At 67.4% G+C, this 25,716-nt stretch carries 26 protein-coding genes, 1 tRNA gene and 1 pseudogene; 14 read left to right on the top strand and 14 right to left on the bottom strand.

The window, feature by feature from the left end; translation table 11 throughout:
* Positions 1-77: 77 nt before the first annotated feature.
* From IRY44_RS24855 to fxlM, 7 genes are all read left to right on the top strand, one after another.
* Positions 78-1,484 (top strand): APC family permease, encoded by a 1,407-nt coding sequence (locus IRY44_RS24855; RefSeq protein ID WP_194802626.1) that lies wholly within the window; start codon positions 78-80, stop codon positions 1,482-1,484.
* Between the two features lie 5 nt (positions 1,485-1,489).
* Positions 1,490-2,506, top strand: coding sequence for an acetamidase/formamidase family protein (locus IRY44_RS24850; protein WP_194802625.1), 1,017 nt, complete (start codon positions 1,490-1,492; stop codon positions 2,504-2,506).
* Positions 2,503-3,177 (top strand): GPP34 family phosphoprotein, encoded by a 675-nt coding sequence (locus IRY44_RS24845; RefSeq protein ID WP_194802624.1) that lies wholly within the window; start codon positions 2,503-2,505, stop codon positions 3,175-3,177. Before IRY44_RS24850 ends, IRY44_RS24845 begins: the two co-directional genes overlap by 4 nt.
* Positions 3,178-4,108: 931 nt before the next feature.
* The gene (locus IRY44_RS24840) at positions 4,109-4,441 is read left to right on the top strand and encodes a hypothetical protein (RefSeq protein ID WP_194802705.1); all 333 of its coding nucleotides are present in this window, start codon (positions 4,109-4,111) and stop codon (positions 4,439-4,441) included.
* Positions 4,442-4,591: 150 nt separating this feature from the next.
* Positions 4,592-5,080: a hypothetical protein gene (locus IRY44_RS24835; protein WP_194802623.1), complete on the top strand. Its 489-nt coding sequence runs from the start codon at positions 4,592-4,594 to the stop codon at positions 5,078-5,080.
* A 12-nt stretch (positions 5,081-5,092) separates the two neighbouring features.
* The gene (locus IRY44_RS24830; protein ID WP_194802622.1) at positions 5,093-5,914 is read left to right on the top strand and encodes a phosphotransferase; all 822 of its coding nucleotides are present in this window, start codon (positions 5,093-5,095) and stop codon (positions 5,912-5,914) included.
* A 103-nt stretch (positions 5,915-6,017) separates the two neighbouring features.
* Positions 6,018-7,250: a methyltransferase, FxLD system gene (gene fxlM / locus IRY44_RS24825; RefSeq protein WP_194802621.1), complete on the top strand. Its 1,233-nt coding sequence runs from the start codon at positions 6,018-6,020 to the stop codon at positions 7,248-7,250.
* A gap of 127 nt (positions 7,251-7,377) precedes the next feature.
* Here the strand turns inward: fxlM and IRY44_RS24820 are convergent, their stop codons facing one another.
* Entirely contained in the window at positions 7,378-7,659 is a 282-nt protein-coding gene (locus IRY44_RS24820) for a hypothetical protein (RefSeq protein WP_194802620.1), read from the bottom strand.
* 223 nt (positions 7,660-7,882) lie between these two features.
* On the opposite strand from IRY44_RS24820, the gene IRY44_RS24815 reads away from it, so the two are divergent.
* Genes IRY44_RS24815 through IRY44_RS24805 form a run of 3 tightly spaced genes read left to right on the top strand, consistent with a single transcriptional unit; the run spans position 7,883 to position 9,624 of the window.
* Complete coding sequence (locus IRY44_RS24815; RefSeq protein WP_194802619.1) at positions 7,883-8,542, top strand: hypothetical protein; 660 nt, start codon at positions 7,883-7,885, stop codon at positions 8,540-8,542.
* Positions 8,539-8,856 carry a hypothetical protein gene (locus IRY44_RS24810; RefSeq protein ID WP_194802618.1) on the top strand — a complete coding sequence of 106 codons (318 nt, stop codon included), beginning with the start codon at positions 8,539-8,541 and terminating at the stop codon, positions 8,854-8,856. Before IRY44_RS24815 ends, IRY44_RS24810 begins: the two co-directional genes overlap by 4 nt.
* An 18-nt stretch (positions 8,857-8,874) precedes the next feature.
* On the top strand, positions 8,875-9,624 hold the full coding sequence (locus tag IRY44_RS24805; RefSeq protein ID WP_228532744.1) for a hypothetical protein: 750 nt from the start codon (positions 8,875-8,877) through the stop codon (positions 9,622-9,624).
* Between the two features lie 105 nt (positions 9,625-9,729).
* Here IRY44_RS24805 and IRY44_RS24800 read toward each other — a convergent pair whose 3' ends face one another.
* Entirely contained in the window at positions 9,730-10,362 is a 633-nt protein-coding gene (locus tag IRY44_RS24800; RefSeq protein WP_370585006.1) for a hypothetical protein, read from the bottom strand.
* A gap of 64 nt (positions 10,363-10,426) precedes the next feature.
* Here IRY44_RS24800 and IRY44_RS24795 point away from each other — a divergent pair, with 64 nt between their 5' ends.
* Positions 10,427-10,684, top strand: coding sequence for a transcriptional regulator (locus tag IRY44_RS24795; RefSeq protein ID WP_194802616.1), 258 nt, complete (start codon positions 10,427-10,429; stop codon positions 10,682-10,684).
* Between the two features lie 260 nt (positions 10,685-10,944).
* A complete protein-coding gene (locus IRY44_RS24790) occupies positions 10,945-11,865 on the top strand; it encodes an Eco29kI family restriction endonuclease (protein ID WP_194802615.1) in 921 nt (306 codons plus the stop codon).
* On the opposite strand, the gene IRY44_RS24785 is transcribed toward IRY44_RS24790, so the two are convergent.
* A complete protein-coding gene (locus IRY44_RS24785) occupies positions 11,866-12,288 on the bottom strand; it encodes a DUF4259 domain-containing protein (RefSeq protein ID WP_194802614.1) in 423 nt (140 codons plus the stop codon). It abuts the gene before it with no gap.
* Between the two features lie 150 nt (positions 12,289-12,438).
* On the opposite strand from IRY44_RS24785, the gene IRY44_RS24780 reads away from it, so the two are divergent.
* Together IRY44_RS24780 and IRY44_RS30840 are read left to right on the top strand one after the other, a co-directional pair.
* Positions 12,439-13,743: a DNA cytosine methyltransferase gene (locus IRY44_RS24780; RefSeq protein ID WP_194802613.1), complete on the top strand. Its 1,305-nt coding sequence runs from the start codon at positions 12,439-12,441 to the stop codon at positions 13,741-13,743.
* Positions 13,744-14,138: 395 nt separating this feature from the next.
* On the top strand, positions 14,139-14,555 hold the full coding sequence (locus tag IRY44_RS30840; protein ID WP_228532743.1) for a very short patch repair endonuclease: 417 nt from the start codon (positions 14,139-14,141) through the stop codon (positions 14,553-14,555).
* A 125-nt stretch (positions 14,556-14,680) separates the two neighbouring features.
* Here the strand turns inward: IRY44_RS30840 and IRY44_RS24770 are convergent, their stop codons facing one another.
* From IRY44_RS24770 to IRY44_RS24725, 11 genes and pseudogenes are all read right to left on the bottom strand, one after another.
* Entirely contained in the window at positions 14,681-15,700 is a 1,020-nt protein-coding gene (locus tag IRY44_RS24770) for an HNH endonuclease (protein ID WP_194802611.1), read from the bottom strand.
* 30 nt (positions 15,701-15,730) lie between these two features.
* On the bottom strand, positions 15,731-16,642 hold the full coding sequence (locus tag IRY44_RS24765) for a GIY-YIG nuclease family protein (protein WP_194802610.1): 912 nt from the start codon (positions 16,640-16,642) through the stop codon (positions 15,731-15,733).
* A 244-nt stretch (positions 16,643-16,886) separates the two neighbouring features.
* Positions 16,887-18,686, bottom strand: coding sequence for an ADP-ribosylglycohydrolase family protein (locus IRY44_RS24760; protein WP_194802609.1), 1,800 nt, complete (start codon positions 18,684-18,686; stop codon positions 16,887-16,889).
* Positions 18,686-19,399, bottom strand: coding sequence for a DarT ssDNA thymidine ADP-ribosyltransferase family protein (locus tag IRY44_RS24755; RefSeq protein ID WP_194802608.1), 714 nt, complete (start codon positions 19,397-19,399; stop codon positions 18,686-18,688). The genes IRY44_RS24760 and IRY44_RS24755 overlap by 1 nt, the downstream gene beginning before the upstream one ends.
* Positions 19,396-20,790, bottom strand: a complete 1,395-nt coding sequence (locus IRY44_RS24750; RefSeq protein ID WP_194802607.1) for a 3'-5' exonuclease — start codon at positions 20,788-20,790, stop codon at positions 19,396-19,398. Before IRY44_RS24750 ends, IRY44_RS24755 begins: the two co-directional genes overlap by 4 nt.
* Positions 20,791-20,886: 96 nt before the next feature.
* Positions 20,887-21,060: pseudogene (locus tag IRY44_RS24745) on the bottom strand (IS5/IS1182 family transposase); the annotation flags it as partial.
* Positions 21,060-22,010 (bottom strand): ATP-binding protein, encoded by a 951-nt coding sequence (locus IRY44_RS31095; RefSeq protein WP_255533181.1) that lies wholly within the window; start codon positions 22,008-22,010, stop codon positions 21,060-21,062. The pseudogene IRY44_RS24745 and the gene IRY44_RS31095, both read right to left, overlap by 1 nt.
* On the bottom strand, positions 21,970-22,242 hold the full coding sequence (locus IRY44_RS30830) for a PHP domain-containing protein (protein ID WP_370585005.1): 273 nt from the start codon (positions 22,240-22,242) through the stop codon (positions 21,970-21,972). The genes IRY44_RS31095 and IRY44_RS30830 overlap by 41 nt, the downstream gene beginning before the upstream one ends.
* A 356-nt stretch (positions 22,243-22,598) precedes the next feature.
* A complete protein-coding gene (locus IRY44_RS24735) occupies positions 22,599-23,024 on the bottom strand; it encodes a GIY-YIG nuclease family protein (protein ID WP_194802606.1) in 426 nt (141 codons plus the stop codon).
* Positions 23,021-24,895: a hypothetical protein gene (locus IRY44_RS24730; RefSeq protein WP_194802605.1), complete on the bottom strand. Its 1,875-nt coding sequence runs from the start codon at positions 24,893-24,895 to the stop codon at positions 23,021-23,023. The genes IRY44_RS24735 and IRY44_RS24730 overlap by 4 nt, the downstream gene beginning before the upstream one ends.
* A gap of 742 nt (positions 24,896-25,637) precedes the next feature.
* Positions 25,638-25,712: transfer RNA gene (locus IRY44_RS24725), tRNA-Val, on the bottom strand.
* Positions 25,713-25,716 lie beyond the last annotated feature (4 nt).

Genomic DNA, 25,716 nt, shown 5'->3' with positions numbered 1-25,716 from the left:
ACCAAACCCATCACGGAGGGCGTTCCCGGCGGCACAGGTACCGATGATTGATTGACGAAATCTGAGGGGGATCCCGGATGCCGGATCATGATAAGCTGAGGCGTTACGGCTACACACAGGAGTTGGCGCGTCGCCTCCGATTCCGGGACCTGGTCGCGTATGGCTTGGTGTATATGGTGCCGATCGCGCCGATGGCGATTTTCGGCAGCGTGTACGCCGGCTCCGGCGGGATGGTGGCCCTGGCGTACGCGGTCGGTGTGGTGGCCCTCGTTTTCACCGCGTTCTCGTACGCGCAGATGGTGAAGGCGTTCCCGATGTCGGGCAGCGTCTACAACTACGCCGGCCGGGGCATCAGCGCGCCGGTCGGTTTTCTGGCCGGTTGGGTGATTCTGCTGGACTACGTTCTCGTGCCGGGCTTGCTGTATCTGGTGGCGTCGGTGGCGATGCATGCCACCGTGCCGGCGGTGCCGGTGTGGCTGTGGCTGCTGGGATTCGTCGCGGTCAACACGATCGTCAACTCGGTCGGCATCCGCATGACCGCGATGGTGACCCGGGTGATGCTCGTCGGCGAGCTGATCATCCTGGCGGTCTTCCTGGGCGTCGCCTGCTGGGCTCTCGCCTCGGGTAGGGGCCGGTTCAGCTGGGACGCGTTCTACAACGCCGACACGTTCACCTGGTCAGTGGTGGCGGGGGCGGTGTCGATCGCCGTACTCAGCTTCCTGGGCTTCGACGGCATCAGCATGCTGGCCGAGGAGACCCGGGGCGGCTCCCGACAGATCGGCCGCGCGATGGCCACTGTCCTCGTCCTGGCGGGGGTGTTGTTCATCGCCCAGACGTGGCTGGCCGCGATGCTCGTCCCCGACCCGGGCGTGCTTCTAGCGCAGGGTGATCCGAACGGCACCGCCTTCTACGGCGCGGCCGCGGTGGCCGGCGGTGGCTGGCTTGCGACGCTGTGCGCGGTGGCGACGGCGATCGCGTGGGGTCTGCCGAATTCAATGGTCGCGCAAGTGGCGACGTCCCGGCTGTTGTACGCGATGGCCCGCGACCGGCAGCTCCCGGCCCTTCTGGCGAAGGTGTCGGTACGGCGCAACGTGCCGATCAACGCGACTCTGCTCACCGGCGTCGTGTCCCTCGCCCTGGGCCTGTACATGGCCACCCGCGCCGACGGGATCACCCTGCTGTCGTCGCTGATCAACTTCGGGGCGATGGTCGCGTTCCTGGTCCTGCACGTCTCCGTCGTCGTGCACCACCTCATCCGGCGGCGCAGCGGCAACTGGTGGGCGCACCTGGTCATGCCCGGTATCGGGTTCGCGATCCTCGCCTACGTGGTGGTGAACGCGAACATCGCCGCGCAGCGCCTCGGCCTGGCCTGGCTCGCCCTCGGCATGGTCGTGCTCGCCGGCCTCTACCTGTCCGGCCGCCGCCCGTCGCTGTCGGGTCTGGCGCCGGCGCAGCGGTCCGCTCGTGACCTGGAGCGGGTGTGACCACGATGTCTTCCGGAAGTCACTTCACGTATCGGCCGGCGCGCGACGAGTTGGCCTACACCTTCGGCGGGCGGATCCCGGTGGCCCATGTGCGCTCCGGTGACGTGTTCACCGTGCACACCGAGGACTGCTTCGGCGGCCGGGTGCGAGGGCCAGCGGACCTGCCGTCGCAGGTGTGCGCGATGCCGTATCTGAATCCGGTGTCGGGGCCGTTCTTCGTCGAGGACGCCGAACCCGGCGACACCCTCGCCGTCCACATCGCCTCGATCGTTCCGGCCCGGGACTGGGGTGTGTCCGCGACGTTCCCGTACTTCGGGGCGCTGACCTCCACCGGGCACACCGCGACCCTCCAACCACCCCTCGACGAGCGCGTCTGGGTCTACCACATCGACCCCACCGCCGGAACCGTGCGGTACTGCGCCACCACCAGCGACCACAGCGTTGAGCTGCCGCTGGATCCGATGATCGGCACAATCGGCGTCGCCCCCGCCGCGATGGAAACCCGCGCCACGATCGTCCCGGACTACTACGGCGGGAACCTCGACACCCCGCAACTGCGTCCCGGCACCACCCTCTACCTCGGCGTCAACGTCCACGGTGCGCTCCTCGCCCTCGGTGACGGACACGCCCGCCAAGGCGAAGGGGAGGCGTGCGGGGTCGCGGTGGAGATCGCCACCGTCACCGCCCTCGCCGTCGAGGTCATCAAGGGCGGCCGTCCCACCGCGTGGCCGCGGCTGGAAACCGACACCGCGATCATGTCCGTCGGCTGCGCCCGACCACTCGAGGACGCCTACCGCATCGCCCACCAGGACCTCACCACCTGGGCCGCCGACCTGTGCCGTCTGGACACCCTCGACGCCTACCAGCTCGTCTCCCAAGCCGCCCGGGCGCCGATCGGCAACGTCTGCGACCCCAACTACACAATCCTGGCCGCAATCGACAAGGCCCACCTCCCTCAGCCGCAGCCCGCCTACGCAGACGCCCACGCCCGGCTCCGCAGCCTCACCCAGGGGCAGCCATGACCGCGCCGGTGCCCGGGCTGCCGCTGCGCGACGAGCTGTACCTGCTCGCCCACAACGACGACACCGGCCAACCCCACATCCACCGCCAAGCCCTGGCCCTCGGTCTCGCCGGCGCCGTCCTCATCGACCTCGTCCTCACCGGCCGCACCACCCTCGACGGCCACGGCCAGGTTGGGGAGCAGCGGGTTCGGCTGCACATCGACCGGCCCGTCGGCGACCTCATCACCGATGCCGCCCTCACCAGCCTGCGCCACACCCGGCCCGCCCCACCACTGCGCCACTGGCTACGCGGATTCGCCGACGACCTCTACGAACGCACCCGCGCCGGCCTGCACGCCGCAGGAATCCTCCGCCACACCAGCCACCGCCGACTCGGCGGACTGATCCGCGCCGACACCTACCTACCCACCCACCAGCGGTGGCCAGTCATCGCGCGCGCCCGCCTGCGCTACCTCGCCGACGGCCGCGAACAACCCGACAACCACACCGCCGCCCTCGCCGGACTCGTCGTCGCCCTCCACCTCACCGGCCACCTCTATCTCCACGACGACACCACCACCGTCGCCAACCAGCTGCGCGCCATCGCCGAGCAACACCACCGGCCCGTCCGCGACATCACTACCGCCGTCGACGCCGCAGTCGGCGACCTCGCCACCGCCACCTACCGCTAAACACGAGGAAGGAACCCCCGACACCGTGATGCTCCGCTCGACGGTCCCCACCCGCCTGGCGGTGAACCTGGTCGGCAGCGTCCTGGTCGCCGACTGCTTCGCCAGCTCCCCCGGCCAGCCGAGGCCCGCGTCGACCGCGCCCACGGTCACCGGCAGCCGATCCGCCACCACGCACCCCAGCGCCACCGGGCCAGCATTGACCCCGTGGCAGCGGCTCACCGCCCTCGCCGACCCCATCGACACCACACCCGGCGAGGCACCGAAGAAAACGAACGAGCACCTGCCCGGCGGCCTGCACCCATACCTGCCCGAAGCACTCCTGAACGACGCGGACGTGCTGGCCGGCGCGGCAGCGCCCCGAGAACTGGCCACCGACCTCGCCTATCCCCGGCTGCTCATCAGCGGCGTCGTCACGCTCGTGAGCAGCCAATACCTCAACCAGGCCCAGCGGGCGACGAGCCTGCGCGTCCTCGCCGACATCCCCGGCATCACCTACCGCGGCCAGAGCACCGGCCTGACGTTCACCGTCACCGCCGACGGATCCACCTCGCAGCTCCTGAACGACCCGCAAAGCGGCGAGGCCCTCGCCACGCACGAACGGCTGACCGGCCGCCGGGCGGGCCTGTTCTCGTACGTCCTCATCCTCGAACGCGGCCACACCACCTACGCCGGCGCCCCGTCGGACCCTGACCGGCCGGCCACCAACCTCCACCGTCGCAGGCGTGATCAGCAGCAGGGGTCACCCGAGCTGCGACGCGTAGCCACTGCAGCATCAGGCCACCGAATCATCGCCACCGCCTACCGACAACGGCGAAGGAAAGAGGTACGTCCTCATGGATCTACGAACGTGGGCCGGCTCTGGCCGTCGAACGGGCCCGAGAGAGCAACCCCGCCAGGAATGGCAGGTGCGAGCACCTGGGAGCCGTCGGTGATGTCGTCGCACCTGCAGACGCCGGACGCCGGCCCCACGCCAGATCGGCCGCGCTACAGAACCGAAACGACACCTCCGCACACCCCGCTGCGGCCGACGTGGGCATGCCGGGCATGCGGTCAGCCGTGGCCGTGCCCGCAGGCCCGGCTGCTGTTGAAAGTGGAGTACGAATCGGCGCTCCCCGCGCTCTCGATCTACCTCAGCGGGCTGATGTTCGAGGCGATGCGCGACCTGTTCCACCTCAACCCACACGACGGACCGAGCCCGCAGGAGATGTTCGACCGCTTCGTGGCCTGGGGCCCCTTCCGCAGATCGATCCTCAAGCAGCAGTGAGCAAACACCGCAGCCTGCCGCTGGTGAGGGGACCTCCGCGACGGCCTGGCCGCGACGTCCCCTCTACATCACCGCACGACAAACGCTCGCATCACCGCCCCGAAGGCGGCCTGATACGCGCTCATCCCCGTTCGCGATCAAGGAGGAACCTTGAGCATCACCGCAGACAGACCCGTCACGACCGTCGCACAGAACCCGCGCACGCTCGTGTCGACCGAGGTGTTCGACAAGCTGACCCGCTACTTCGCCGCCCGGCAGGAGGTGAGCCACACCTACGCCGAGCGTGCCGTCGGGCAATTCCTGGTCTTCCTGAAGGCCCACGCCGACCAGGCCGGCAAGCCCGATTTCGGGATGCTCCTGCCGACCGGCGAGTCCTACCGGGTCGTGCCCACCCGACCGGTCGACGCCGTCTGGCACGCCCTCCTGCAGATCAGCGAGCCCTACACCGCCGCCTGCCACCAGATCGCCGGCCACTACGTGCACCACCGCCCGATCCTGACCGAAGCCATGCGAGACGGCACCGCCATCACCTACACCCTCGCGGCGTTGCACGACACCGGCTACCAGATCGACATGGAATTCTGGGGCGGTGAGGCCGAGTCCTGCTGTCCGCCGAACCCGCCGCAACCCGGCCGGTAACAGGAGAACCTGATGCGCAGCGACTGGACGACCCTACCCCGCAGCGTGATCACCAGAATCACCGAACAGGTCGGTGGAGCGTTCGAGGCAACCCCGGCACCCGACGGCAACCACGCACAGATCGCCTCGACCGTCACCGGCCCGTCCGGACCGTTCTTCGTCAAAGCGGCCTGCGGCGAAAGGGGCGTCCGGTCGCTGCGCTACGAGCTGGCCGTCACCCAGGCCGCCGACCGGTACCCGCCGGCGCTGCGGTGGCACTTCGAGGCCGATGGCTGGCTGGTGGTGGGCACCGAGCATCTCGCCGGCCCCCACCCCGACCTGTCCCCCGACAGCCCGGATCTCGACCTGCTCACCGCCGCCCTGAAAGACCTTCACCAGACGCCGGCGCCCGGCGATCGGTGGTTCACCCCGGCCGACCGGCTCGGGTTCACGCACCCCGCGATGGACGGCGGGACACTCGTGCACTCCGACCTCAACCCGACCAACCTGATCATCACACCGCACGGCCTGCGCATCGTCGACTGGGCCTGGGCCACCAAAGCAGCGGCATGGGTCGAACTCGCACTACTCGTCCAATGGCTGATCGGCAGCGGCCACACCCCCGCCCAAGCCGAAGACTGGCTCCGGCAATTCCCGTCCTGGACCGCCACAAGCGCTGACGTGCTCAACCACTTCGCCTCGGCCAACGCCGCGAAGTGGGCGACCAAGGCCCGACACAACACCGAGCGCTGGGTACACGACCTCGCCCGATGGACCGGCGAGTGGGCAATCCACCGGGCCCACGGGGGCGTAGCTCAAGGCCGTGAGCCACGGCCGAGGGCCCGGCAGTCTTGACAACCGGCAGGCTGTACAAGGTCACCCCACGCCACAGGATCTCGGCCCGACAAAGTCAGGAATGAACTCGCGCGCTGAGCGCCCGAACCGCAGGGAGCCAACGATGGCCGATCCGCTCGACACCGAGCTCACGAAGACGGCTCGCGCTCGACTGGTCGACAAGCTGCTCGCCGACGGTGCGATCACCTCACCGGCCGTGGAAGCGGCCTTCAGACAGGTCCCCCGCCACCTGTTCACGCCCTCGGGAGTCAGCGTCGAGGCCGCGTACGCCGACGACGTGGTAGTCACCCGCCGCGGCCCGGACGGCAAGGCGACCAGTTCGATCTCCGCGCCGTGGCTTCAAGCCGCCATGCTGCACGCCGCCCACCTTCAGCCCGGCGCACGGGTGCTGGAGGTCGGATCCGGCGGCTACAACGCCGCGCTCATCGCCGAGGTCGTCGGCCCGCACGGCACGGTCACCAGCATCGACATCGACCCCGCCGTCATCGCCTACGCCCGCACCGCCCTCGACACCGCCGGCTATCCGCACGTTGCGGCGGTGCACGCCGACGCGGACGAAGGCTGGGGGGCGGCCGCCCCGTACGACGCCATCATTGTCACCGTCGAGACCAGCGACATCCCAGCCGCCTGGACCGACCAGCTCGCCGCCGACGGCGTCCTCGTCACGCCGCTGCGGATGCGTGGCCACACCCGCTGCCTCACCCTCGTCCGCGACGGCGAGCACCTGGTTGCCACCGATGCCTTCGTCTGCGGCTTCGTCCCGATGCAGGGCGCCGGCGCCAACCCCGTCACACCACACCACCTACGCGGCGACGACGTCACCGTATTCGTCGACGACCCTGTCACCGAGGCCCTGGATCTCCGCGCGCTGCCCGCCGCCCTCGACGGACCGCGGCACGACGCCTGGTCACCGGTCACCACCTCACCGGCGACCCCGTTCGACACCCTGCAGCTGTGGCTGGCCAGCCAACCCCACCCTCACGGTCTGCTCGCCGTCGACCGGCAGCGCGCCGCCGACCTGGCACCGCAGAACTGGGTGGCCTGCCCGGCCCTGCTCACCGCCGACAGCATCGCCTACCTCGCCACCCGCCAACTCGACGACACCACCTGGCAGTTCGGCGCCCACGGCTACGGGCCCCACGCCGCCGCACTCACCGGCCGCATGCTCGACCTCATCGGCGCCTGGGACCGCCACCACCGACACCAACCCGGCCCGCACATCGCCGTCTACCCCACCGGCACCGCATCCAGCCCTACCAACCACCTGCAGCTCCTGATCCCCCGCCCACACACCACCATCGCGATCACCTGGACCAGCAACGGCCAGCCCGCATAACCAGCAACAGCCCCTCCACGCCCGCGCGAAGAACCGTCGCAAAAAGAAGCGGCAGAACGGCCTGTGACGGCACCCGCGCCCAAGTTCCATCCCCGGCTCACGCCGCAGCCCACCCTTATGAAAGCGGTCAAAGGGATCTGCGGACCGCAGCGACTCCGCATGCCAGCATGAACGCGAGCGCGATCATCGCGATCCGCAGCCAGGGCACTCCCGTGCCGGGCCGGACACCGATCGATGCCGCCAGTCCCAACTGAGCCAGCAACAGCACACACACGGCGACGCTCAGCGCCCGATACGTGTTCCCGAACTCGAACCAGAGCACCCAGGTGCCGGCGATGGCGGGGACGACCATCAGCAGGCTCAGACCGATCAGCGGGACGGCCAGCCTCCGCCGCATAAGGGCATCCACCGCCGCTACCTCCGTCTACCGCCGTCGCCGTCGCCGGCACACACACTGCCACCCTGCGGTCAGCAGGAGCTCCACGCGCGGCGGATCCTCGGCCTCCGCGGCAGACTGCCGCAGGAAGCCGAGCACCCTCCCCCATGGGCTCTCGCGTTTCCCGTACGGTGTCCCCTGCGCCGTAACGAGCAAATCACCGTATGCGTTGGCCATCTCGCGGGGGCTGAGACTGATGTTCGGAGACAGAGCCAACGTTCGGCTGTCCTTGGCGAACCTCGACTTCCTCGGCGACGACGACGCACTGCGCACGAACGCCGCGCAAGCTGTCGACGAGTTCGCTTCCCGGTCCGCGCCGAGGCTTCACTCCGGTCAGGACCGCACAGCGTCCGTCAGCCTGCTCCTCACCAGAGCCGGACAGGTGGAGGACGTGACGATCAGCCGCGACTGGCGACGCCAGGCCGGTGTGACCCGTATCGGGGATGCCGTCTACGAGGCGTACACCGGTGCGCTGGGGAGCCTCCTCGAAACCATCGCAGTCGAGGAGTTGCAGCGAGACCAGCCCGCCCTGGCTCGACCAGCACAGCCGCCGGCTACCAGCACGGAGCCCGAACTCGACCAAGCCCTCTGGCTGCAGCGCACGTGGGGCGCCCTGCACCACATCGACGCCGACCTCGCCCGGCTGTCCCACGCACCGGAGCAGCCCGAGCAACGGACGATCTCCAGTCCGCACGGATGCCTGACGCTTCACCTGCGCGGCGCGGGCATCACGGCGATCACCTCAGACACGGCGCGCGTCGCCGGCATGGACACCGAACAACTGCGGTTCGAGGCTCGATCACTCTTCCGGACCTACGAGCTCGCCCGTCCCGGAGAGACGGAGGCGCGACGATGAAGGACCTGGAAGTCATCACCGACGCGCTGCGCGACGAGGGCAAGAAGTGGCTGGCGATGTCCGACAGCATCGCGGAGGTCAAGACAGCCGCCGAACAGCTGCATCTTGAGCCGTCCGCGTTCTTCATCGGCGACGCGAGCGTGGTCCTGCACGCCGGCTCCTACCGGGACTTCCACACGTTCATGGTGCGGATCCTGAGCGGTGCCGTCACGGAGTTCGATCAGATCGGCGAGGCGCTGCGGCGCATCGCTGACGAGTACGACCGGGCCGACGAGGTCGTCTCCCTGGACCTCGACAAGATCTACCGCGCATGATTATGGAAGGCAGTGCAGGTGCAGCCCGCAAGCAGAGACCTTGAGTACGGCGAGCCGTTCAACAAGGCGTTCGACCAGATCCGCTCCGGCATCGACCGAGCCGTCGGCTCCTTCAACGACATCGTGGAACGCGTCAACGAGCACAGGTGGCTTCTCGGACCCGCCGGACTGTGGTGGATCAAGCAGAACCTCGACGCCACACGCCGGGCCATGACCACGGTGCTCGACCAGGTTGACCACGCGCTGGAACGCCAGGTGCCGGTGCTGTCGCTGATCAACGTCAGCTTCCGGTGGGTCAACGACGTCAAGACTCCCGTCTCCGAGTTGTCGTTCACCGCCACCGAGCCGCGCAGCGACAACATCGCCAAGTGGAGCGGTGACGCGGCGATCGCCTACAACGCCAAGGCCACCAAGCAGAAAGCCGCGATCGACGAGTCGGTGCTGAAGGCCGAGTTCATCAGCCAGTGGCTGTTCAAGATCGCCCGCTCGAACGTCGATTACGCCGTCGAGCTGGCCAAGATCGTCACCGGACTCGCCGGCAAGTTGGCGCAGGCTGCCACCGAGGCCAGTACCGTCATCGACATCCCCTGGGCCATCTCCACCCTCGCCAAATCGGTCGGTGACCTCGTCACCGCCGGCCTCAACACCCTGCTCACCGTCGGGCAGCGCTTCATGGACGCCCTCGGCAACATCCGGGACATCGCCACCCAGGTCGGTGACTACTCGAAGCTACCCGGAAGCCAGTGGCCGCAAGCCGTACGGGACTGACCCAGCACAAGGCGCCCCTCTCCAGAGGCCACAGCGTGCGCTACCCGGCAAGCGCGGGCGTTCACGCCAAAAGGCAGTGGTCTCGGGGGGACGAGCCAAGGCCGCTCAGGCCGTCGGCACCGCCGCTTGCGTGGCCCGCAGAATCGTCAACGACTTCTCCGCCAACACCGAGTTCGCAACGTAAGACTCGCCGCCGACGGCGAACCACACCTTCACCACCAGGTTGCCGGTACGCGCGTGCACCATGTACTCGGCGTACTTGAACCCCGGGGTCGACCGCTTAGTGAAAGCCTCCGCCTCCTCCCCCACCCCTGGCACACCTCCGGCGGGCGTCATCCCCGTAGCCCGCCGCGTCCCGCGATACAGCTGCCGCGCCTCGTCGGCCGTTGCAAGCGTCGACGCCTCGACCCGAAGATTCGCCTGGTAGCCAGCCCTGGTCTGCATCTCGAACAGGCAGGCGGCACCGGGCCGAGCCAGCGGCGGCCGCGGATCTTCGCGCGTCACCTCGGGCGCCAGGTCCGCCACGACCTTCACATCCGTCCTCGCGCACAGGTCCAGCCCATCCGCGGTGTACGCCGGATCGGCAGGTGCCGTCGGGCTGGCCGTGACGCCGGTAGCCGAGGCAGATGGCGGGGTAGGCGCCGCGATGGGACCATCATCGGCGTTGTCACAGCCAGCCACCGCCACGGCGAGCAGGACGGCAGCGGCGACGGCCGGGAGGCGGACCGAGGTAGGCACGACCCGAACATACCCGCTGTCACCGAACGCGACTGTCCGTGCAAGCGACGACTAGGGTTCACGTATGGCCGCCCGTGAGACACCGGAGCAGATCGCCCGCACGAGAACGGTCACCGCCGACGCGGTCCTCGGCGGCAGTGTCGACCTGCGCGTCTACCCGTACCGGCTTCTCACCGTCCTGTCGCATCGCGGCGTGGGCGGTGACCAGGTCACGCAGGCCGTCGCCGCCGCAGAGGTGCTGGAACGATTCGGCTGGGAACTGATCACAATCTCCGAGTTCGCGAGCAGCAGGATGGTCTACGCGATCATGCGCCGACGGTGACGCCAGACCCTCCATGACTACCGCGGAACGCCGTCGCGAGAGCGACTACTGGGCGATGGCCCACAGAATGACAATTATGTTTACAAAGCCCTGCGCAGCAGAGCTGCCTCGCGATTCGGTCGTCCATACCTCGTGAGCACCTACCATCAGGAGACATGCTGCTCGAATGCAGAGCCGTGCCAAGCACTGTGGAGTCTGGTCGACGAGGCCTGGGGTACCTGCGCAAGGAAGTCACCCGGGTAGCCCTGTAGCCTCAAGGCGTGCCTTCGCCGAGTCCTCGGGCGCGCGACCGCCGCCAAAGTCTCGTCGGGCGACTTGCGGCCATCGCCGACGAGTTGCAGGCGATCCATCCACCCCGTCACACAGCCACCCGCAACGCGCTGCGTGGGGCCCTCGCCGCTGAGGCGAAGCGGCTGGACCAGGCCGTTGCTCGCCTCGACCCGATCTTGAGGCCACGAGGCCTGTTCGATCCCAGCGCTCCCAGCACCACGGGTCGTATCGTCGCGCTGACCATGATCGCCCAGCAGAGGCATCCACTAGCGGCCCTCAGGCCTTTCTATGGAGCCGGGGTGTACGCCCTGTACTACAACGGCCCCTTTGACGCGTATTCGCCGATTTCCCGCACGGAGCAGCCGATATACGTCGGCAAGGCGGACCCGCAAGACGCCGAGGCGAAGGACGCGGTAAGCCAAGGAACGCGTCTGCATCGCCGTTTGAACGATCATCGCAAGAGCATCCAGAAGGCCACGTCAACCTTGCGCCTAGAGGATTTCGAGTGCCGATTCCTCATCGTGCAGACGGGGTATCAGAGCGCGGCCGAGGAGCAGCTCATACAGTTTTTCCAGCCGATTTGGAATAACGAGACGAAGATTTGCTCCGGAATGAGCAAGCATGGCGATAATGCCGAGACCCGCAGTAACAAGCGATCACCTTGGGACACGCTCCACCCAGGCAGGCAGTGGGCGGACGCGCTCGCCGAGGATCAGAAGCCGGAGAGCCTGATCCGAAAAGAGATCGATGTCCACTTCCGACGAGTGCCGCCCCACAGGACCCTCGAGTCAATCATGGCCGGCGTCATTGGTGACCTTGCACAGCTGGCACCCACTAGTTTCACCACCGCTGCCGGGAAAGACATACCTGTTGAGGCAGATTTTGACGAGAACATGCCCAACGATGTGTGACTACGGCGTCACCGCCGAGACGAGGTGACTCCGAAGGCTTTCGACGACAGCCAGAGCCTCTTCTTCCTCGATGTCGTCAGCCCATCGCAGCCGCCAGGCTGAACCGTTCGCGAGCACTTCGCCGAGCGCTTGCACGGCCAGGTCTCGAATTGATGAATCGACTGCCATGGCCCCTTTGTCAGACAGGAAGCGTGGAGCGTACGCCGAGTTCGAGAACGGCACGCCGTTGAGCGATTGGAGCGCCGTGGCGGCCGCCGCCACCGCTCGAGCGGCTTCCCCCGCCGTGAGGACCCGCCCGGCCACCGCGACCGCAAGGGTGTCGCGTACGAGTTCGGCGCGTTGGTCGAGGGGGGCGGCCTCTAGGGCATCGCACCACTCAACCGCGTCGTCGTTGTCGAACGGACCGAACTGCCAGGTTGCCATCGCCCTCCTCACGATGGCGATACCCAACCACACCCCGAGTCGCGCGGATGCCGCGGCTCGGACGGACTCAGCCGACACCAAGACCCGGCGGTTGGCACGCACGCGCGATTCACCTTTTCAAGATCGACAACTCCGCGGTATGCTCCCCCCATGTCTGAGCCGCCCGGGAAGCAGATCAGGGACCGCACCTCAGTGGAACTCTTCGCAGGCGGCGGCGGCTTGGCGATGGCTGTTCACCGGGCGGGCTTTCGTCCTCTTCTGGTCAACGAACTGGTCAAGTACGCGTGCGACACGCTGGAGGCCAACGCCGCCGTTGACCGTGGCGAGACCGAACGGGTGCCCCTTCCCGGCGAGAGGTGGCCCTTGGTCAGGGGTGACGTCAGCAGGGTCAAGTTCGACTACCTATGGGATCGGGTGGATCTCCTCGCTGGGGGACCCCCATGCCAGCCGTTCAGCCTGGGCGGCGTCGCGAGGGGCGACGAGGACAAGCGGAACATGTTCCCGGAGATGTTTCGCGCCATCCGCAAGATCCAGCCCAAGGCCGTCATGTGCGAGAACGTGCGCGGCCTGCTGCGCCCGTCCTTTCGACCATACTTCGAGTACATCGAGCGCGAGTTGCGACTCCCCTTCCAGGAGCGTGACCACGACTCGACCTGGCGCGACCATGACGAGGTACTCAAGGAACGTCTGGCCGAGGACCCGCCAGACCCCAAGCAGCGGTACGACGTCGTCACCACCACCGTCAACGCCGCCGACTACGGCGTGCCGCAGATCCGCAACAGGATCATCATCGTGGCGTTTCGATCGGACCTGGGAGTCGACATCGAGCGCTTCAAGCGGTCGGTGCGTCCGCGGTACTCGGAGGCTGCGCTGGTTCGATCGATGCTCGACGGCACCTACTGGCGGAGGCATCCCCAGGTGCCCGAGTACGTACGCGAGCGCGTCATGTCCCGACTACCAACTACCCCTCCCGAGGATGACGGCAGGCTTCCGTGGCGGACCCTGCGGGATGCCCTCCAAGGACTTGACGGACAGCCCTCCCTTCCGCCCGTGCCTTGGGATCGGCTCGATCGGCGAGAGCACAATCTCGGTGGGTTCACCGACCACATCGGCTGGCCAGATGCGCGCATCTACGCCGGCCATACACCCAACGAGCTCGACCGACCCGCCAAGACGGTCAAGGCAGGGGTGCATGGCGTCCCTGGCGGCGAGTCGGTGATGTTGACCGACGACCTGTGGCCTGAACCGGCCAGCGAGAAGCCGTATCCCTACCGGCATCGGTACATGACGGTACGGGAGACAGCGCGAGTCATGACCTTCCCGGACAATTGGCTTCTCGCTGGTCCGCGCGGCGAGAAGATGCGCCAGCTCGGCAACGCTGTACCCGTCGTCCTCGGCGAGTTCTTCGCCAAAGCCATCGCTGCGGCGCTCGACGAGGCCGAGAGCCAACGGTGACCACCACTGCGGCCAGATCAGAGAGTCACTGGGCGGTTAAGCCCCCAGACTCAAGAGCCTGGAGGGGCCGGCGTGGCCGCAGCAGAAAAGCGGCATCCCTGGAGCAAGACCGTGCCGCCGGAGGACCCGATCGGCGATGGGTTGACCTCGGTGATGGACGTCGGGCCCGTGCCTCCGTGGACCTCAAACTACTGCCCCGAACTCGCCGGATTCGGGCTTATCTGCGATGGTCTGACAGGGGTCGCTCGCCCGCTCGGTACCTGGGCGAGGTCGAACACGACACCCGGGCCGACAACCTGGCCGAGGGATGGCGGTTGGCCTGGGCCCGAGGCCTTCTCACCCCACCCGACACCGCCTCATCGTCCTGGGCGAAGAGCCCGGCCGTACGGACCGTCATGCGCGCGAACAAGGCTCGGGACACAGGCCCGGAGCGACGAGTACGCTCGCTTCTGCACAAGATGGGCTTGCGGTACCGGATCAACGCCAGACCACTGGCCGGCCTGCGCCGAACCGCTGACGTCGTCTTTCCCGCAGCTCGCGTCGCGGTGTTCATCGACGGCTGCTACTGGCACGGCTGCCCCGAGCATTACCGTCCCGCTCGCGCCAACGACCGCTTCTGGAGCGACAAGATCGCTGGGAACCGCGCCCGCGACGCGGAGACCAATGGACTACTCACCGAAGCCGGCTGGACCGTGATCAGGATTTGGGAGCACGAGAGTCCCACCGAGGCCGCCGATCGCGTCGCGACCGCAGTCCGGGAGGCGGCTTCCAACCGGCGGGCTCGTCCAGAACGATCCTCTTTGTCGTCTTGATCTTTCTCACGATGCGAGTAGTTGACCGCTGTACGTGGCAGCTAACCGCAGCGGCTTGACGCCTCGAACGGACGACCCATGCCGAGCCGATAGGAATGCGAAGAACCACCAGGACAGGACGGTGCCTACCGAAAAGGAGTACCGGATGCCGTCGAGGGCGTGTCTCCAAAGATATGCAGGTGGTGCCACGTTAGGTATCTCGCCCGCGGAGGCGGCGCTGCCGCAGGCAGGAGGAGACGGTCAGCCAACGGCGGTCGACCGAAAGCGGCGCGGGTCGCCGTGTCTGTGCGTACGGCGTCCGCGAGTGAGGGCTTGAGATGGATACGTAGGCCGCCGTTGACCGTCATGAGGCCAGTGTCGAAGGCGACGTCATGCGTAGGGCAGGCAGTAAGGCCGTTGCGCGCGTCTAGGCGCTCGGCCGGGGTGCTCGTCCGCCATGGCTTGATGTGACTGGCAACCAGCATCCGGGAAGCCCTATCGCCCGCTACCTTCACCGACAGGCCGCAGAAGACGCAGCGGTGATCATGGTTGCGCAGCACCTCCTTGGCGAATCGGTGCTGACCGATGCGGGCAGCGGCGACGAGGAGGCGTTCTGTCGTCTGTTCGTCGAGATCGGCGCGCGACTCAAGCCAGGCAGTCGAGGTCGCCTGTACGGCCTCCTCGACTTCCGCTGCCTCGAGTTCGTCCTGACCGATAAGCCGAAGGTCAGTGTCGTCGTTGGTGAGGCCAAGAAAGTCCGGCAGGTTCTCTGAGCCGATACCGACGTCGCGCGCTGCGGCGAGTATGACCCGGTAGACAGCGCTCAGGCGCCCCGGAACCGCGAGGAGATGAGCGGCTACCTCGATCTCGTACTTGGCGCCGTTGCGTCTACTGCCATCAAGGTTCGCCATCTTCGCCAGGACGCTGCTGTTCGGGCGTTGAAACAGACGCCCGAGTGCGGGGACCGGCTCCTCGGCCCTATGCGCGGTCGAGCCGCCGTACTTGCGGTGGTTGACCAGCAGGCTCGCGGCGAGGCACGTCAACGTCTCGACAGGAAGGAAGGCCACTTGCCGGCCGGCTGTGACCGGTGTGCGCGTAAGAATGGCCTGCCACTGCTCTCGCGCGGCGGCGGGACTGATCTCGACGTAATCGACGAAGGTGGGCACTCGCGATCCGCGCCTCTCAGTAAGTCAAAGTCACGCGTCAAGTCCGAAGAGCGAAGTGGCGTCGCCAGCACTCACATCCGCAGTCTCCGCGTCCACCGCACCTGCTGCGAACTGGCGGGGACCCGGGGTGTACTTCACGTCACCGCCCGACTCCCGTCGCCACCAGCCAAGGGCACTGTCATACCGTCGACGCTCTTGATACAAGATGAGGTAGCCAGGCAAGGCCGTCAGCTGCCACCCAGCGGGTAGAGCGGCGACCAACTGATGGGCTAGGTCTCTCGCGGCCAAAGGCTGAGCGGGCACAACCATCAAGGCGTCACGGTAAGTCTTCTTGGCCGCCGCGCCGCTGTCGAACCGCAGCAGATAGGGCAACTGGCCCTTCGCGGCCTCCAAGACGGCCGCCACCGACTGCATCCCCGGCTCCTGACGGCACGGGTAGTCAAGATCAATGGGATAGGTGGCATCGAAATGTGCCGCCTTGACCACGCTCGTGTCGCGATTGCGGCCCGGGTCCTTATTACCGAAACCGTTGGTGTTCCACGGGATGCTGTCATGTTCCCGATACTTCTTGATGAGCAGCTTTTCCGGCGCCGCCGCGTCGAGGTCCTCATCGACGTAGACGCACACGAATCGAACGGCTGCGGAGTCGAGCCCAGTGCGACCGGACAGCTTGCGGAGATGTTGGGTGAGCCGGTCCTGCAGCGATCTGGCGGCCTTCCCGACGTAGACGCGCCGTTCGTTGAAGAACAGCGCGTACACGCCGGGACGACCTAGGACCGCGGAGAGGTTAGCCGCTGTCAGGGGGGTGGGCTTGAGCGGCCGCAGGGTGGTTTCCAGTTGGTCGGCGAGTGCGCGGGTGATGCTGAGGCGAAAATCAGCCGCCCACTTGTCTGTCAACGCCGCCTCCGAGAGCTCGCCGATCTTGGTTTCGCAGTCTGACATGTCGAGCCCCGCGTGCCAACCACATGACTGAACTACCCGCTGCGGTCACGACCCGACGTCCGACGAGCTGTCGGACAGGTGGGCACGCGTGCGGTCCAACGCCTCGTCGTGGAACCCGGCGTGGACGTCCACACCACATAGGGCCGAGTTGGAGTGCGGTCAGGCCGGTGGTGCCGCCTCACATTTGGTTCACAGAACACTGCCTAGGCCCCGCTGTCACGACATCACTGTTTGGCCGAGATTCTCAACGTTCTGACTTCACGTCCCTTTGAGTACGGTTGTGATGCTGGGTGACCCGCACGATGCGTCCATCCGGGTCCTTGACTTCGAGGACGTCCTGAGCGCCTCTCGCACTGGGTTTGGCATCTAGTCCGAGCCGTCGTGCCACATCGGCAAGTAGGCCGACCGTGATATGCACGCTGACCGATGCGGTATCGATCGGAGTATCGACGGCTTGTTGCTGGAGTAGAAGCCCTGGGCTGATATGGGCTGTGCCGGAGCGTACGGGAATGTCGCGGCCGGTGAGCTGAGCGTAGAACGCTGCTGACCGCGTGAGGCTTCGAGCGACGAGGATGACAGCTGCTTCCGGTCTTGCGTCTTCGCTCGCTGATTCGATGGCACTACCGGGGTTGACTGCCGTGGGTACGACCGGATCGTCATGGCGTCTGGCGGGTTGTTGGTCGGCGCGGGTAAGTGGGGGTAGGGAATGGGGTATCGGCGCGTCAACGAGGACGGTCTGACCATCGCTGAGCTGCAGTCGTGCGCGAAGAAGACGGTCGTCGAGGGCCTCAAGGCCCGCGATGCGGAAACGGCGCCCGTCAGGAAACTCGTGCAGTTTTGAAGCACCCTTGCTGGTGAACGCAGTGAACAACGTTAGCTTCAGCTCTTCGCGTAGGCTTCGCGGGGAAGAGTCCGGCCAGTGACCGGGGTCCACCGTCCGCGCGTGGCTTTGCTCGGCAGTCTTGGCTAGGTAAGCGGCATCCTGGACGGTGAGTGCGAGATCGCCGAGCCAGTCAGTGCCGTGCAGGGCCCCGAGTATCGCGGCGGTCATAGATGCCAGCGTGTCGGTGTCGGCTTTGCGCAGGAACGCCGCGGTTAGCAGCCCGCCTTGAGGGCGCGCAGCGAATCGACTGGCCAGGTAGATCGAGGCTGTCGCGGTGACCGTCCCGGAACCGTTGACCTTGGGGTCGGTGCAGCCGATTCGTTCGAGGGTGGTCTCGGGGTTGCTCATTGCGCCGTGCTGCAGCGAGTCCGCGATGATCTCCAACAGTTGCTCAGTTTCTTTGTTGGTGTCGCGCCAGGCATCGGCGAAGTGATCGAGTTCGCTGCTGGTGGCCCAGCCGGCGGGCAGTTCCGAGAGGATCTGGTCGGCGTCGATTAGGCCGCTGGCGGCGGCGGCGATGCTGTCACCGAATCCGTGGGTGGCTTGTGCCTGAGCGGCGTGTCGTAGGGCGAAGGCGTAGATTAACGCGCCGACCAGGGCTCGTGGGTGCCCGTGAGTGGTGATGCCGTCACGCACGACACGTTGAGTAAGGGCACGAGGAGTATCGGCCCACAACACGTGGGGGGCGATACGCATGGCGATGCCGTTGGCGCCCGCGTTGCGGTATCTCTCCCGTGCGTCTTGGGCGCGGGCCGACTTTCCGGGGTCCCAGGGTGGGCGGCCGGAAGCCCATGCGGCGGCCGCGCGCAGCACTGCTCCGCCGCCGCCGCGCTGGTAGAGCAGCCACGTCGGAAGTTCGGCTTCGGTGAGCCGCTGCCACCAGCGGTCGCCGGCCAGGCAGGCGCGGGCGGTGGCGAGTAGCAGCTGGGTGTCGTCGCTGTATTCACCCGGCCGGACCGGGTCGTGGTAGCGGCTGGAGTAGTGGCCGGCGTGGCGGATCCAGCTGCGGAAGGTCATCTGCGGCTTGGCGCGGTCGCGTTCCTTTTGGCCGCCGATCAGTCCGCTGCGGGCTTCCTGGGGCCAGCCGAGTGCGTCGCCGGCCGCAGCGCCCAGGAACATGCCTGTCGCGACCTGCGCGTTCAGGCGGGTGTTTCCAGTCATCATGCCGCCTTGGGAGACCACGGGGTCTCGCTGAAGTATTGGCTGTTCCGGACAGCTTTGGTGATCGACCACTTGTCGAACATGCCGGGTGAGATCACGTAGTTCACGTGGTCGGGCGAGGCTAAACCAAAGCGGTCCAAACGTCCGAATTCCTCTTCTGCTGCTGCCTTGCTGGGGAACACGATCGCACGGATCGCCGACATTGGCACCGGCGCAACGACCAGGACTTCGGCTTGTACGTCGGTCGGGCTGCCGGGGTCGTGGTTCGGGCCGCGGGTGTACACCTGCTGCCCGACCACCATCTCCGCATAGCAGGCGCGCAGACCTTCAACGCCAGCCCGGGCGATGCCGGCCGACGCGGCGGCGTTGCGCGGGCAGAACAGGGTGCCCGAGGCTGCGGCGACCATCTTGTCCAGGAGTAGGCAAACCCAGTCAGGGTAGTTCACCGACGTCGTCTTGCCTTTGGCAATGGTGAAGTAAAACCCGTTCGGGTATTGGAAACTGCAGCAAACTCGGTCAGGTCGGCCGTCCAACCGAGCTAGGTCGGTGGTGCTGTAGCAGGCCCGCACGTCCTGGGCGAGGTCAGCGACACTGCGCAGGAGGCCGTCGCGGATGATGTGGGGCAGATTTCTGGCTGGGGTGAAGTGAGCCAGCCGGGCAAGCTTCATCTCCGTCAGCTCGGCGGCGACCGCGAGGTCGAGCGGCCCAGTCATGGGGCCACCGTCACCTGGTAGAGGCCCGAGCCGGCTGACGGGAGTAATGGGGTCAGCTCACCGGTGTGAGTGATGATGAGTTCGTCGCGGGCGCGGGTGACGCCGACGTAGAGCAGTCTGCTCTCCCGGGCGGCGGCCTCATCGTAGCCGAACGCGGCTACCGTCTCGGGGTCGGGACATCGGTCGGTGCCGCAGAACGGTAGGAATACCACGTCGAACTCCAGGCCCTTCGCGGAGTGATAGGTGCCGGCGTATACCCCTGCCGTAATCTCCCACTGGTCAAGGCCGTCGTGCAGCGCGCGGACTCCGGGGATGCCCCGTGAGGCTCTGCGGGCTTCGGCGCGGGTGCGGGTGAGGATGCCGACCCGGGAGACTTTGCCGAAGCTGGCCGCGTTCGCCGCGACCGCGAGCGCCTCGACCTCAACCGACGAATACCGGACCAGCGTCGGTTTCGCGCCGGCCGCTCGCTGCGGTGCCCGCGGCTCGACCAGGTCGGCGGAGTCCTGGAAATGCGGCATCTCGCTCATGCCGATGGCCAGCCGGGCGATCTCCGGGCTGTTGCGGTAGTTGTCGAGGAACTCCTCGGTCTTGGCCACCGTCAGACCGCAGGACCGCCAGGACACCCGCTGCCCATAGATCTGCTGGGCGTAATCAGCGAACAAGGTCAGGCTGCCGTCGGCCGGGATAGCTGCGGCGAGGGAGCGGATCGCCTCCGGCGATAAGTCCTGCGCCTCGTCGACCACGATGTGCTTGTACCGGCGCGGCTGCACGTCATCGGCGAGCGCCGCGCGCACTGCGGACGGCACACCGGCCCAGTCGTAGGGCAGCCCGGCCCCCGTGCGTGTGGCGAGATAGCTCGTGCGGATCGCCCAAACCGCCTGTCGCTGCGACGGTTGCAGTGGTTCCATCCGGCCGACGCGCCGCACCGCGAGGTAGTCCGTGGGCGTAGCAAGGCCGTTACCGTCGATCCACTCTAGCTCGTCGAGGAAGAAGTCAGTCGGCCGGTCAAAGAACGGGCTCGGGCGGTAGGCGGTGGCCGTGGCCTTGACCGCCTGCTCGACGTAGTAACGCCGTTGGCCTGGGGTCGCAATCTGGTGGTTGCCCATCCGGCCACGAGCGGCCAGATATCCGCGGCCGAACCGGCCGTACGTCTCGACCGTGACCCCGGGCAGGCCGGCGGCGAAGTGCCGCAAGTAGGCAACTAGCGAGTTGGTGTAAGTCAGCAACAGCGTGGAGCCGCTGTTCTGGGTCCGCGGGTCGGCCAGATGCGCCGCACGGTGCACGGCCATTACGGTCTTGCCCGTGCCGGCAGTGCCGAGGATGACGTGGTGCCCTCGCCCAGCCATGTAGACCACGTCGTGCTGACGGCCCTGCGGTGTCGGCAGACTCATGCCCACTCCCTGTAGATCACCGGCGGGCGGGAGATGCCGCCGAGAGGCTTACGACCCTATCAGTAGATCCACAGTCGACACCCGCTGAGCCGTTCTCATCACGTCGGGGTTGCCGCGGTAGGCGCCGTCGGCCATGACCGGCCGTCCGGTCAGCTTCTGGTCGATGCCGCTGCTCCGGTAGACGATGGTGTCGTTGCGGTTGCCGGGTTGCGGATCGCCGAGAGCGACGACGAGGCGGGTGTGGGCGTCGATGGCGACCTGCAGGTTCGTTAAGTTGGCCGTTGTCGTTGAGCCGGCCGATTGCGTCCGTTTCGCGGATTTCGAACTCGGTCAGATCGAGCGCGGCGTCGATGAGCGCCGTCCGGCCGACCGGCGTTCGGGCGTACTCGATCACCTCGCTCTGCGAGAACCCGGTGATCGCGATCCGGCCGGCGAGGCCGGTCAGCTGCTCGGTGTCGCCGATGAACTCCAGCTGGGTGGAGCCGTCCTCGAAGTACGCCCGGCGCACGAGGCACCGCGCATGGCCACGGGTAAGGACGACCTCGACAGTCGAGCCGGAGGTGAGGGCGTACTTGAGCCGGGAGTTGACCTCCTTGCGAACCTGGGGGGAAGTCGCCGGCGTCGGTCTGCTGGTCGAGGGCGAACCGGACCAGCTCGATCAGCAGCGACTTGCCGGCGCCGGTCCCGCCGAGCAGGCAGTTGAGGTCGCACGAGAACTGGAACCGCTGTCCGTCGAGGAACCCGCCGGTCACGGTCACCGACTCGATCACCGTGTGCTCCGGCGCTCCGGGCTCGTCCAGGCCGACACGCAACTCCGGATCCGCCAGTGCGTGCCGGAGGCCGCGCAGGTCGGGCCGCGACGCCTTGATCCAGGTGCGGCGATGACCGATGCCGCGCAGGACATGCCAGCTCACGCCGGGTGCGGTGGTGTCGGAGCTGCGGACGAGCGCGAGCTCGCGCCGGCCGTCGAGCCGGGCCTTAATCCGCTCAGCCTCGGTGACCTCGACGATCTCGACCGCGCTGATGGCGTCGTCGAGCAGCGTCTGGTTGATCCGGTCGGCGACGGCGAGGCGGAGCAGGCCCTTCTCCCGGTCGGCGTGCGCCGGGATCGACAGGCCGCCCCGGCCGGCAATGATCTTTGCGGTGTCGGCGAAGCCCTTGTCCAGGGCCTTGTGCAGGTCACCGTGGTCGGAGCGGACAACGCCGAGTTCGACGAGCACGTCCTCGAGATGCTGTGCAGGGGTGCCCTCCTCCCGGATGGCGAGGAGATGCCCTTCGGGCCGTGCTGAGTTCCAGACCGGGCAGCACCACGAGGGTCGTGTCGCGAGCGGCCTCGGCCATCCGGTCGCACCAGCCGGCGGTGTTGTGGTCGGTGACGGCGATCGCGTGGAGTCTGGCGGCGATCGCCGCGTCGACGATCTGCCGGGGCTCGGTGGCGCCGTAGGTGTGCACGTCGACGTCGCGCGAGGCTGGGGTGTGGACGTGGAGGTCGACAGCTCAGAACCGTGCGGGTCCGTGCTTCGCGCTCACCGGCGATGCTGCCTGGCTGCTTTCCGTTGGTGCCGTTGCTGACGTCAAAGCACTCGCTCCGATCATTCGCCGCCGTCTGAGCGTCCGGCTCGACACCCTAACGCTGAGTGAGCTGAAGAAGAGGGGCGACACTCGCCCATACGTACGAACAGGCGCCAACCGGATGAAGGTTCACCGGACCATTGGCTCGACCAGCCGTCCGATCCGCCGAGGCGTTCCGGCTTGGCGGGTGGTCGGCCGCACCGGTCAAGGACGAAGCCAACCACCCGCACGTTCCGTTACCGACCCGTGCTGAAGCCCGCAGGCCTTCTGGCCCTGATGGTCGGCAGCCGCATCGTGTCCAACGGCTGCAGCACCGCGCCGATGCGTCCTTCGACCCGACGCACGATAGTCACCTCGGTGTCCGGGATCAGCGGCACCACCATCAGGCGGGTCCAGCGTGTGGCCAGACCGGCTCGTACATGCTCCTGGATACGGTCGTCCACGTTGGCCAGCCCCGACCGGACCGCGCTCCCGACGTAGCGAACGGCGTTGTTCGAGTCGGCCGCGATGTAGACGGCCGTCGCGAACTCCGACCACAGCTTCTCCTCGACGATCTGTAGCAGCGTCGCAGCCGCCGGGATTCGTCGTAGGAGGCTCGCGCCGGCAAGGTCGCAGGCGGTGTCATACGCCTCCGGGCTCAGCGCCCGCCTTCGGCGGGTCACTCTTCGCCCCCGCTGTCGTCCAGATCGGCACGCATCCGGTCGGCTCGGCGACGTGCGGCCCGCCATTCCGAGACGAGATCGGAGACTGCGGCGAACATGCGCTTCATCTCGGGATCGTCGTAGCCCTTGGTGTCGACCAGAGCGACGCCCTCGCCGTCAACGACCTCGTTCAGGTTGATCGCCGCGGCGTGCAGCTCATCGAGGCGGTCGCGGAACTCCCTGATCGCGGCGGCGAACAGGTCCTCGGGACTCTCGTGCGTGACGCTCTGCTCGTCGGAGATCTGCGCGAGCTCGCGCAGCCGGCTGGCCGTCAGCTTTTCGGCCCGCAGAAAGCGCCTGTTCTTGGGCATCGTCCCGTCGGGCAACTCCTGCGGGTCGCGACCCGCCCGGCCGTCGAGCACGACCTGGCACAGCTGGCGGAGACCGCCCTCAGACCTCGTCATCTGCCGGAGGATCTGCTGGGGCTCGGCGTTGCTCCCGCGCCCGCCGAACTCGGAGCGGGTCAGCAGCTGGGCCTTCGCCGCGACCAGGTGGTAGCTGGCGAGCGTGGCGAGCTCTGCGGTGGCCGGGCCGACGCCGTCCACATCGTCGAGTTCGTCCTCTGCTTCGGCCAGGAGGTCGAGCGGCTCCGAACGGGACAGCGCGACGCTACGAAGGGCCGACCAGCGCCACGCCCGTTCCAGCGCCGAGCGCAGCGCCGTGAGCCGCTTGTCCGCCGGGAAACCGCGCAAGGCGACCTCGGCCGCGAGCTGCGTGCGGTCGTCGACCTTCGGCCGCGCGCCCGTGAGGTCGATGATCGCCTCGTTGACCGCCCGGGCCTGCCGCGTGTTCGCCTGAGGGTTGAGCGCACCACAGGCCAGGACCGCGAGTTCGTCGTCGAGGAGGTCGTGGTCGCGGTCGGTGCCGTCGAGGATGTCGCGGATCTCCTCGGCGGTCATCTCCCCAACGGCCGGCAGTTGGTCGCGGTGGTAGAGCTTATCGACCGCAGCGTTGGCCTTGGCGTTGAGCGTGGTCGCGGTGGTGAAGCTCATCGGCGGCGCCATATGCAGGTGCGCCACGAACCGCCGACGGGCCCGGTCGTACTCGCGTGAGGCGTTGAAGTCGATGATGACCCGGGCGTTGGGCATGATCGAGCAGCGGACCTTGCGGGCCTTGTCCTCGGTGACGTCGTCGCTCTCAGCCCACTCGGCCAGGTTGCGGTGCAGGGTGAGCGCGCGACGGCTTCCCGGCCGCAGGTTCCAGACCGCGTCCTTGAACGTGATCCCAAGCCCTTGGTGAGCAGCGACGGTGCGGCCGAACCCGTCCGTGGACTCCAGGACGGTCACCGACCCGAGGTCGGTGGTCAGCCGCAAGAAGCTCAGCCACCCGGGCGTCTCGATGCCCCGGTCCTGGATGGAGGCGACGTGCGGGTTGTGCGCGGCCATGTCGGCGATCCTCGGCGCCATCTGGTCAATCACGTCCTCGGCCGAGTCCATCTCGAAGGTCAGCAAGGGCTGCCCCTCGATCGCCCCGAATCTGGGCATGTTAATCGCGCCGCGGGCGTGCTCACCCTCGAACCGGATGTTGTCCGGCGACGGCACGATCCGCCACGCGAGGACGTCGAACTCGACGTACGTGAACTCATCCGTACCGAACCGCTGGACCTTCGGCGCCCGCAGTGCCCGCCGGAGTTCCTGCTGGTCGGCGGCGGCATGGGCCAGCGTTTCGGCGAGCTCCTCGCTCAGCCCGGCGGTTACACCGGCTGCGACGCTCTTGGCGATCACCGCCATCGACGCGGGCGGGCGCAGCCGCGCGCCGATCAACTGGTGATCAACGATGTCCGACTCGTCTGCGGGGTCCGGCTCGACGGTGGGCGCGGAAACGGGCGCCATGGAAGTCCTCCTCGGCTCTGACCTGCTCACCACGATGGTCAACAGAAGGGCGAGGATCCGGCCCGACGCGGCACCGTCTCCCCACCTGTCCCTCCCGGCCGGGTGGCCGTCCAGGGTGTGTGGCGCGCCGCCGACTCACCGCTCCTTCAGGGCACCCGCCGATCAGTGACGGGTGGAGCCTTGGCTCGGTCGGGACCTCGGAGATCAGGCGACCGAGCTGGAGACAACGATCCAGCGACGAAACAACTAGCGACGGCAGGCTAGCAGACCCGCTCGCGCGCCGCCGTCGATAAAGTACTCGGTGGTAAACACTCCGCCTGCTCGTGGCACCGACCATCCGGCGGCAACATCATCACCGCCGTGCCGGGCCTCCCGCTCAACCAGCGGCGGCTTGATCGCGGTTCCGGCGCGACGCGTACCGGTACGCAGGGTGGTTTCTCAATACGCCACCGTGTCCACATCGACGTCCTGGCGAAGCTGCCGCTCCAGCACGACTGCGCACCGGACTGGTCCCGGGGCCCCCGGCCCGTCGGTCCTGAGCATGTGAGCTGTTTCCGCGTGGCACAAGCCGTGCTTGGTGCTCGACTTTCAACGGGTGACCTGAGCCGGCCGGTTGCCATTCCGGCTTGGCGTCGGTACGCAGGGAGCTCCCTGCTCCCAATCTGCTCCCAATTTAAGGGGCAACAGCCGAGAAGCCCGTTACCGGTGGTTCCGGTAACGGGCTTCCACATGCGCATATTCATGGTGGGCGATACTGGGATCGAACCAGTGACCTCTTCGGTGTGAACGAAGCGCTCTCCCGCTGAGCTAATCGCCCTCAG

Source organism: Micromonospora sp. ANENR4 (genome assembly GCF_015354395.1).
Classification (GTDB): Bacteria; Actinomycetota; Actinomycetes; order Mycobacteriales; family Micromonosporaceae; genus Micromonospora; species Micromonospora aurantiaca.
This window is presented reverse-complemented; position numbering and strand designations above follow the sequence as displayed.